This window comes from Streptomyces sp. NPDC126503 (assembly GCF_040302405.1).
In the GTDB taxonomy this organism is placed as follows: domain Bacteria; phylum Actinomycetota; class Actinomycetes; order Streptomycetales; family Streptomycetaceae; genus Streptomyces; species Streptomyces gulbargensis.
Genome location: NZ_JBEORS010000050.1, coordinates 1 through 8,328 on the forward strand (window position 1 = coordinate 1; position 8,328 = coordinate 8,328).

12 protein-coding genes are annotated in these 8,328 nt (G+C 71.4%); 7 read left to right on the plus strand and 5 right to left on the minus strand.

All coding sequences use genetic code 11. From position 1 onward, the window contains the following. The first annotated feature begins 347 nt into the window (after positions 1–347). Positions 348–674, plus strand: coding sequence for an STAS domain-containing protein (locus ABTY40_RS30615; RefSeq protein ID WP_352062493.1), 327 nt, complete (start codon positions 348–350; stop codon positions 672–674). A 253-nt stretch (positions 675–927) separates the two neighbouring features. Here the strand turns inward: ABTY40_RS30615 and ABTY40_RS30620 are convergent, their stop codons facing one another. Both ABTY40_RS30620 and ABTY40_RS30625 read right to left on the minus strand, forming a co-directional pair. Then, the gene (locus ABTY40_RS30620) at positions 928–1,320 is read right to left on the minus strand and encodes a DUF6233 domain-containing protein (protein WP_352062494.1); all 393 of its coding nucleotides are present in this window, start codon (positions 1,318–1,320) and stop codon (positions 928–930) included. A 4-nt stretch (positions 1,321–1,324) separates the two neighbouring features. After that, positions 1,325–1,723: a DUF8825 domain-containing protein gene (locus ABTY40_RS30625; protein ID WP_352062495.1), complete on the minus strand. Its 399-nt coding sequence runs from the start codon at positions 1,721–1,723 to the stop codon at positions 1,325–1,327. A gap of 228 nt (positions 1,724–1,951) precedes the next feature. Between ABTY40_RS30625 and ABTY40_RS30630 the strand changes: the two genes are divergently transcribed. The 4 genes from ABTY40_RS30630 to ABTY40_RS30645 all read left to right on the plus strand — a co-directional run bounded on the left by ABTY40_RS30630 (position 1,952) and on the right by ABTY40_RS30645 (position 3,571). Beyond that, a complete protein-coding gene (locus ABTY40_RS30630) occupies positions 1,952–2,647 on the plus strand; it encodes a hypothetical protein (protein WP_352062496.1) in 696 nt (231 codons plus the stop codon). A gap of 15 nt (positions 2,648–2,662) precedes the next feature. Further along, positions 2,663–2,875 carry a hypothetical protein gene (locus tag ABTY40_RS30635; protein ID WP_352062497.1) on the plus strand — a complete coding sequence of 71 codons (213 nt, stop codon included), beginning with the start codon at positions 2,663–2,665 and terminating at the stop codon, positions 2,873–2,875. A gap of 126 nt (positions 2,876–3,001) precedes the next feature. Continuing rightward, positions 3,002–3,259 (plus strand): hypothetical protein, encoded by a 258-nt coding sequence (locus ABTY40_RS30640; RefSeq protein WP_352062498.1) that lies wholly within the window; start codon positions 3,002–3,004, stop codon positions 3,257–3,259. A 108-nt stretch (positions 3,260–3,367) separates the two neighbouring features. Then, positions 3,368–3,571 (plus strand): hypothetical protein, encoded by a 204-nt coding sequence (locus ABTY40_RS30645; protein ID WP_352062499.1) that lies wholly within the window; start codon positions 3,368–3,370, stop codon positions 3,569–3,571. Positions 3,572–3,752: 181 nt separating this feature from the next. On the opposite strand, the gene ABTY40_RS30650 is transcribed toward ABTY40_RS30645, so the two are convergent. After that, positions 3,753–4,316: an MlaC/ttg2D family ABC transporter substrate-binding protein gene (locus ABTY40_RS30650; RefSeq protein WP_352062500.1), complete on the minus strand. Its 564-nt coding sequence runs from the start codon at positions 4,314–4,316 to the stop codon at positions 3,753–3,755. 797 nt (positions 4,317–5,113) lie between these two features. Here ABTY40_RS30650 and ABTY40_RS30655 point away from each other — a divergent pair. Further along, positions 5,114–5,293: a hypothetical protein gene (locus ABTY40_RS30655; RefSeq protein WP_352062501.1), complete on the plus strand. Its 180-nt coding sequence runs from the start codon at positions 5,114–5,116 to the stop codon at positions 5,291–5,293. 364 nt (positions 5,294–5,657) lie between these two features. Further along, on the plus strand, positions 5,658–6,098 hold the full coding sequence (locus ABTY40_RS30660) for a hypothetical protein (RefSeq protein ID WP_352062502.1): 441 nt from the start codon (positions 5,658–5,660) through the stop codon (positions 6,096–6,098). A 314-nt stretch (positions 6,099–6,412) separates the two neighbouring features. Here ABTY40_RS30660 and ABTY40_RS30665 read toward each other — a convergent pair whose 3' ends face one another. Both ABTY40_RS30665 and ABTY40_RS30670 read right to left on the minus strand, forming a co-directional pair. After that, positions 6,413–6,838 (minus strand): chaplin family protein, encoded by a 426-nt coding sequence (locus ABTY40_RS30665; RefSeq protein WP_352062503.1) that lies wholly within the window; start codon positions 6,836–6,838, stop codon positions 6,413–6,415. Between the two features lie 313 nt (positions 6,839–7,151). Then, on the minus strand, positions 7,152–7,655 hold the full coding sequence (locus ABTY40_RS30670; RefSeq protein WP_352062504.1) for a ricin-type beta-trefoil lectin domain protein: 504 nt from the start codon (positions 7,653–7,655) through the stop codon (positions 7,152–7,154). Between the last annotated feature and the right edge of the window lie 673 nt (positions 7,656–8,328).

The window sequence follows — 8,328 nt, forward strand, 5'->3', positions numbered from 1 at the left end:
CGGGGGGTCGGGGCCCGCCCGGCCCCCCGCCGGGGGGCCCCCCCCCCGCCCCGAGTCTCGTCGGCCGGCGCTTCGCGCTTCCTGCCCGGATCGTCTCGTGGCGCGGGTCAAGATTTGCCATGGGGCCGCGAACGGGCTGGTCAGGAGAGGGGTGGCCGTGGCACGGTGACAGGAGCCGGCCTGGCCTGGTGAGAGACCCCGCGCCGTCCCCGCGCCCCGCCCCCGTGGGTGGACCGGGTGAACGGTACGGGCATCTTGCCCGGCCGTGCGCGGCCCTACGCCGCGTGCTCGGTGGCCTGCCCCCGGTCGGCCGCGAGAGACCCGATTCCGGAACCGGGGGAAGGACCATGCCCGACTTCACCGTGACAGCCGCCCATCACCCCGACAAAACCCTCCTCACCGTGAGCGGTGAGATGGACTTCGACACCTGCTCCCAGGTGGAGGAAGTCACCGCCGTCCTGCCGGTCGGGAACAAGACGCTCCACCTGGATCTGTCCGGGGTGTCGTTCATGGACTCCTCAGGCCTCAACACGCTCCTGCGGCTGCGGCGCCGCATCGAGGACAACGGCGGCCGCCTGGTCCTGACCGGCCTGCAGGACCAGCCCGGCCAGGTGCTCCGCCTCACCGACACCTACGCACTGTTCGACACCGGCTTCTTCCCCTCGCAGCGCTGACAGACGACCAGACCACGCGCCCACCAGGCGGGCGCCCCCCGGCTGCGCGCCGGACGGGGTGTGAGCGGCCCACACGGGTGGTACCCCCTGCTGGGCACCACCGCCGGCCCGGCCCGGGGACGCCGGCCAGGTCGACCGCCTGCGCCTTCACCCGCCGCCCGGACGACCTCGCCACCTGGTACGCCACCGTCCTCAGCGCAGGGAGCGGCCAAGATCGTTTGCGCACAATTGTGCGCAGGGGCCGGGAGCCGGGTCACGGGAACGCGATCTCGTCCGGCCCGGGGCGGGTGGGTGGCTGGTCGGTGCCGAGGCTGTGCCAGGGCCGGCAGATCTGGCACATCTCCAGGCCGGGGTACTCCTCGATCGCGGCCCGTACGCCTTCGGCGTCGAGGAGGTCTCCGAAGCCGTGGCGGGCGAGGCCGCAGTTGCCCCGGTGCAGTACCGGGTGGCCTTCGGCGGCGCGGGAGGCGGTGACGGTCCAGGAGCGTTCGCGGCGGGCGGCCTCCCGCCGGCGCCGCTCGTCCTCGGCCTGGCGCTCCAGGTCCCGGATGGTGCGTTCCTCCTGGGCGAGGGCCCAGCGCAGCCATGCGACGACTGTCCGGTGCTGCTGAAGACGGCCGGCTATCTCCAGCTCGACGTCGCCCACCGCCCTACGCCGCCTCCGCCACGACGACGGACTGGGCCTGGATGTCGGCCTGGACCTCGGGCAGGTGCTTCAGCTTCATGCGGGCGGCGATCCGCGCCGGCCCCAGCTCCAGGGTGTTCCAGTACGGGTGGGTGGAGACGGCCGCCGACAGGTCGGTGACGAGCCGGCGCAGCCGCTCCTCCTCCGCGGTCTGCTCCGGGGTGTAGCCGGGGGAGGGCTCACGGCCGCCGGTGATCTCCCCGGTGTGGGGGTGCGCGGTGCCGGGCCATCCGGGGTGCGGCTCGACCGACCACGGCAGCGTCCGGGCGAGCGCCGCGTACGCGGCGCGGGCCCGGTGCAGCTCGGCCTGGAGATCCCGCAGGTCATCGGGGAAGTCGTTCGTCTTCGTCGGTTGCTCAGCCACCCTCGAATGATACGTCTGTTCGATTTCCGGAGGGAAGACGACGGCCCCGGCGCGCCGCCGGTGTCACCCGGTCGGGTGGTCTCCGCCCTCGCGTACGCGGGCGCGCTTTCCAGCGGAGAAACCCCAACAACCCGTCAAAACAAGCTACTTGACGTGTAGCACCACATATCGGCATGTTTCCGGCATCACGGCTGACGGGCCGTGCCGACGCGACGAAGGAGCCCCGCCATGAGCACCCCCAAGACCACCACTCCCTCCCGGGCGGACTACGGGCCGAGGCAGTTCCCCGACCGGCTCGGCCTGGCCCCGTGGGAGTTCGAGCGGGCACTCACGCTGGGGGTGATCCCTCCTGCCGATGTCGGTGGCCGCTGGTCGGCGGCTGTCGTGGAGGACGCCGCCGCCCGGATCGGGGAGATCCGGGTGGCGGTCGGGACCTGGCCCGACATGGGCGCCACCCGTGCCGCCGAGCGCCTGACGGAGCGGTTCGGCCTGCCGGTGGCGCCGGACGCGGTGGCCGAGCTGCACCGCACCGGCCACCTCCCCCGGACCGGTTCCTACAAGGGCCACCCGCTCTACGACGGCCTGGCCCTGGAGCGCTTCACCGACCGCGCCGCACTCGAGGCGGCCCGCCGCGACGGCCGCCTCCTCGACCGCACCTCCGCCGCCCGCCACCTCGGCGTCCGCGACACCGACTTCACCCACCTGATCGGCACCGGACTCCTGCACCCCGCCACGTACGTGCACAGCCGGTTCCAGCCCCGCTCCCACGCCCCGGCCGTCCCCCTCTACCGCCACGGCGACCTCCAGCAGCTCCTCACCCACCCCGGCATCGACTGGGAGGAGATCCGTACGACGCCGAAGGGCCGGCCGTCCCCGCTCGCCCACCTCCCCACCGCGTCCCCGAGCGGGGGCGGGAGTCGCTAGGGTCGCTGCCAACCCGTGCCGATATGGCGTGCGCGGGTGAGGCCCGGCGCCCGGACGGTGTTCTGGGGGCAGTACCGCCGGGCCGCCGCCCAGAACCTGACCCAGATGTACACCGGTCAGACGGACACGGAGTTCACGAAGATCAGGAATGAGTGGAACTCCGCCGCCGATTCACTGAACGGCACCCTGGGCCGCGTCGCCACGGTGGTGGTCGGCGCCACCGGCTGAAGAACCCTTGGACGCCGACGGCCGGGCAAGGCCTACCCGGCCGTCGGCGCGCGTGATGTACCGGCTGGCGCAGGAGGGGCGAAGGCGGGCGCGAGGACGTCGCCGATCCCGCCGGTGGAGGCGGGAGTGGCACTGGCGAGGGGCGCCCAGAACGGCAGCGACCACGTGCCGATGACAGGGAAGAATGCCTCCCCTGCCGCCACGGTGCCCCTGCTGCACCACCAGGACCCGGCCGTCGTCGCCGGCGCCCAGGGCATCCTGGAGGCCATGAGCCACATCGAGGACGACGCCCGCGTCGGCCACGCCGTACGGGCCCTGAACGAAGCCGTGCAGGCCGCCGTCCAGCCCCGCCGCCGCTGGTGGCACCGCCGCACGTCCTCCTGACGCGGGGCCGGCCAGGCCGCAGGGCAAGGGCGCACCGGGACGCTGACCTGCGAGAGCGCCCGCGCCCTGGCCGACGCCGGTCTCCTCACCGCCGCCGAGCTGCCCGCCGTGGAGCAGACCGGCGACACCCTGCGCGCCGCCCTGGTCCTCCCGCCCGACGCCCCGGCGCCCGCGCTGGTGTGGGAGGAAGAGACGGGGTGGCGCACCGCCGGCCGCCGACGCCACCCCTACACCTCCCCCGACACCCACCCCCTCCTCCCCGGACAGCCACGCCCGGCCCCCGCCGACCTCCTGACCGTCCTCACCACCTGACCCCGCGCCCGCGCCCGTGAAGGCCGTCAGGGAGCCGCCCACGGCTCCCTGGAGGCCTTCACCGTCCGGGCCCCGGCTCCGGGGGGCGGGAGCCGGGCTGGGCTTCGGCGTCTCAACCCGGCACTGCGCAGTGCTTCGGGGCTGTTCGCGGGTGGGCAGCCGGCTGGAAGGCGTGCCGAGCTTACGGGGCGCTGCGCTGCGCGTGTGTGAGGGCAAGCCTTTGGTTCTCCTGGGTGAGAGATTGGATCAGTGCGTCGAAACCGGAATTTGGGAGTGTTTCGGCGAACTGCTGGCGGTACATCTGGATGGTCCACACGCCCGACATGCTCATGTCGTAGATCCGCCAGCCGTCTGTTGAAGACTGGTTCAGGCGGTAGCAGATGCTGATGGGCTGACCATCGTTCCCCGGCAGCACCGTGCACACCACAGTGTCCCTGCCCCCTTCCCGGAACGGCGGGAATTCAACGTCCCCGCCGGACAACACCGCCTGTTCGAACGCGTTCGTCACCGTCCTGACAAGCAGTGGCTCAAACTGCTCGAACACCTGCTCCTGCTGCGCAGACGTCGCCGTCCTCCAGGAGCGTCCCACCGCGAGCTTGGTGGTGCGCCTGAAGTCGCAGTGCGGCACGAAATACTTGTTGACCGCCGCGAACGTGCCGTTCCAGCTGTCTCCCCCGGGTACCGACTGGCGGGCCTCGTCCAGCACCTGCTGGGTCACACTCTTGATGAGCTCCTGCGCGTTCATAACCCTCTCCCGCTCACGACTGCATCCCTGGATCCTGCAACGAAGACGACAGGACGCCAGAGCCCTTGAACACGAACCAGCCGCACACGCGGCGCGAAGTCACGTACTGCTCCTGCATGACGTCTCCCGCATGCACGACTTGATCGGCTCCGCTCCACCAAGCATTTCGTGCGCGCTGCGCAGATTGCGGCATCACCGTACGAGCCTCACCCGAACGAGACCTCACGGCCACGGACCGGCTTTCCCGCGCGCCCGGTTCACCCTCAGGATGACGCGCCGGGCCGCCGTCCCCGGCCGCACGGCGGGCGCTGGGGAGCGGCGGCGCGAGCGAGCAGAACCGCACTGCTCCTGGGCCGGCCCGGAGAGCTGTGGGTATAACGCCGTTATACCGGCGGCCCTCTGCGCCCCTGCCGCCCGGTACGGGCACGCGGAGCGCCGGCGGCCTGTCGGCGCCCGGGCGGGTGCAGTGTCCTTCATGCCCGGGGGCCGGTCCGTCGCCGGGCCGGGTGGCCTGTCCCCGGGCCTTCCGCGCCCGCATGCTCAGAGCCGAACAGCGCCCGCACACGAGGCAGTCCCCGCCCCGGCGCCGCCCCCCCCCCGCGATCGACTGGAGCACGGTACGGGCCACCATGAAGGGCCGGCGCCTGCCGCCCCGCGTCTGACCGATGCAGCGGCGGGCGCGCCGGCAGCCCCGCTAACTCGAAGCTTCGAAACTGGGCACAACGCATAGAGGGTGCGGCCCGTACCTGCGTAGCCTCACCGGCAACGCCCCATCACCAGCCAGAGAGGCGGAGCCCGTGAGCGTGTCCACGGACACCACCCCGGCCCCTGCGGGCCCCAGCCTCCGCCCGCCCACCTACGGCACCCCCTCCCCGGCCCTGCTCGCCCGAGCGAACCGCGGCTACGCCCGCTTCCTCGCCCACCACACCGAAAACCGGAACCACCGAGCCGACACCGGGGAAGAACCCACACGTTGAGGCCGGCCAGCCAACAGCACCTCGCACACGTCCCTCCCCGAGGCAGAGCTTCGACCGCGAACCGCAGGAAGACCCCCAAGGTTCTGGCGCCGGCGGCTCAGACCGGGGGCCGTTCCTCCGCCGGACTGGGGCGATGAGCACACCCCACCGCCGCCGCGCCCTTGGCTCCGACCCGCCCGCCCGCGACCCTTGTGTCTTGACCGCTACGGAGCGGGCGGCGGCCGGTGAGTGGACCGCCCAGTCCGACGCCCCGGCACCGCCGGGGCGCCGCCGTCTCGGTCCTGGTCCGACCGACCCTGGAACCACCCCGGGCGGGTGAAGTACGGGTGCGTCTCCCGGGCCGGGCCCGCTCGTTGTTCCGGGCATGGACGCATGGGGTGTGGTCGAGACCGGGATGCAGTTGGACGTGGGGATCGTCTGTGGATCTACCCGGGCCTGCCCGGCGCGGGGCCGGTTCGTGCACGCCACGATGGACTCCGCCCGGCATGACGCCGCCGCCCACGCCGTCTGGTGGCACCGCGACCGCATGGCGCTCACGGACATCGCGCTGCGGTTGATCTCCCAGCAGGAGAAGGACGTGCGCGTCAGTGCGGGGTGGGACCCGGCTTCCGCGGCCGGCATCGTGCCGCCCCTGGAGCCGTTGTACGAGGGGGAGCTGTCGCTGGTTCAGCAGCGGATCGTCTGCGACGCGGTGGGCTGCCCCGAGGACTCACGGCACCGCCGGCGGCAGCGCGCGGAGCAGGCCGCCCTCCCGGAGTCGACCCCGGGCCCGGCCTCGGGCCCCCTCTCCGTCGTCCCCCGGTGACGGTTCTGCCGTATCGGGCCCGTGAAGGGCCCTGTATGGCGCCGTGAGCGTCTGAGACCCGCCCCTGAGTGTCTTTGTGGTCCAGGGTGCGGATCGACCGTGAGAACGACGTTAAGAGCCCTGCGCCCCGTCCTCGGTGAGGGCGGGGCGTTGTCGTGGCCTTGGTCGTGGCTGGTTCCTTCGGCGGCCCGCCGGTCCGAGTGAACGACTGTCTACGGCTCCTGCGCGCTCTCGGTTTGGGTCCCGAACTGCACCATCGGTCCAGGCTTCCCTGGCCTTCATTGCGGTAGGCAGGAGCCGTCCTGTGCCCTGGGCTAGCAGCTGCCGTTGATGAGCGGCTTCGCATCGTAAATGGAGGTTTCGGTGAGCAGGCTGACCACCTTTGCGACGAGTTCGGGCGAGGCATCGGCCGGGTTGCTCGGTAGGAGGCCGATGCCGGGGAGCCCCTGATAGATGCAGACCGCACCGGAGCGGTGGTTCAGCGGGAGGTCGGCGCCTCCGCATTGGTTGAGGGGGGAGCCGAGGGGGAGTCCGGCGAGGTTGCCGGCGGCGGTGCCGGTGCCGTGGGTGGTGTTCCCGGTGGCGTGGGCGGCGTGCTGGTTGGCGCAGGAGGTGCCGAAGGCGGGAGCGAGGACGTCTCCGATGCCGCCGGCGAAGGCCGGGGTGGCGATGGTGAGGGGGGCGCCCAGGGCTGCGGTGGCCAGGGCCGTGGCCGTGGCGGCGGTGCGTCGGTTGATCATGCCCGGTGCAACGACCGGCACCCACCGGTGTCACGCCCAGGACGACGAGGTCGTGGTCCTGGGCCCTCGTACGGGCCGTCTGGTCCTGGTGCTCGTCGCCGGCCCCGGGCCTGTTGTCCCGGCCCCGCCCGGCCCCGGGCCCGTGGTTGGGGCCGGGGGGATAGAAAGTCGCCCGACATCGTCAGCAGCGGCTGGCGTGGCGGAGGCGAGGCAACGGGCGGACCGTCGCGAGTTCAGGACGGCCCGGCCCTCGCTCACTTCGTCCGCTGACCGAAGACTTCCCCTTGGCCGGGGCGCGGACGGACGACGGTGACTACACGGTGGACACGAGCCACTGCTGGTTCTTGTTGTTGGCGCTCCGCTGCCGGAGTTCGACCGGCGCGTTCTTCCTGGGGGCTTCGATCCTGAGGTTCGTGCTCCACTCCGGCCGGATGAAGACGACGTCGCCGGACTCCTCGAACTGCCAGATCTGAAGCTCGTTGTCCGGGTTGCACTCCGACTTGAAGACCTTGCTGCCCGGCCCCACTCCGGCGGCCTCAAGGCATTCCCCGGTGTCCGCGTTCAGCTGAAACCCGTCGCCCACCGGGAGTGTGTTCCACACCTGCGCCCGCGTGGCGTTGTTCGGTGCCCACGTGATGGCGTTCGGCTGGTCGTCGCTGGTGTGGTTGCTGTCGAGGCGCTGAGCCTGGCCCACGCCGAACAAGCGGATCTCCCCCGAGGTGCCCGGATCGGGCGCCCCGTCCGCGAAGACGGCCGGCGTCATCAGACCGGTGAAAGCCAGCGCTGCCACTCCGCACATCACTGCTGTCTTCTTCATGCTGAGCATTTTCTCTCCTTATCGCGAGTCGTACGCGGCCCATTCTCGGGGCACGTACTGAGAATTACTCACCGACCTTCGCGAGGCGGGCCACATTCACTCATCAGAGCAGAGGAAACCTTTCCGTGGAAAACCCCGATAAGAAGATTCTTTAGCTACCGGGGTATTGCCCTGAGTCTGTCGCGAAGCCCTATCCGTCACCCGCCACAGGAAATTGAAAATACAAGAGTGAAGACCCCACAAGTCCGTGGGTGGTGTGGTGGTTGACAGGCCTGGTCTGGGGCTGCAACTCTGGCGTTGTGCTCGTCGTGGGGCGGGGGAGCGGTCAGCCGGCCCGGCCCGCGAGGGCGGGAGGCCTCCGGGGTCCGGGGGAGTGCCAAGGGCCCTGCGGGCGGGGGATTCTGAAAGGGAATCGGGTCGGGTTTTCACCGGGCCCGTCCCCTTGATTCCGCACGGAAATCCGAGCACCCTCACCCCCTAGCCAGCCCGCTTTTTCTGAATTCGCGGAGCGAATTCAGACGGGGGATCGCGGAGCGATTCCCCGAAAGGGAAACTGCGGAGCAGGTTCCCGCAGGAATTGCGAAGCAATTCCCCAACTCTCGCGCGTAGCGCGAGAGTTGACGACCCGTAGGGTCGTCGCGTCGCGTCTGCGGAGCAGACCGCGCGAGATCGG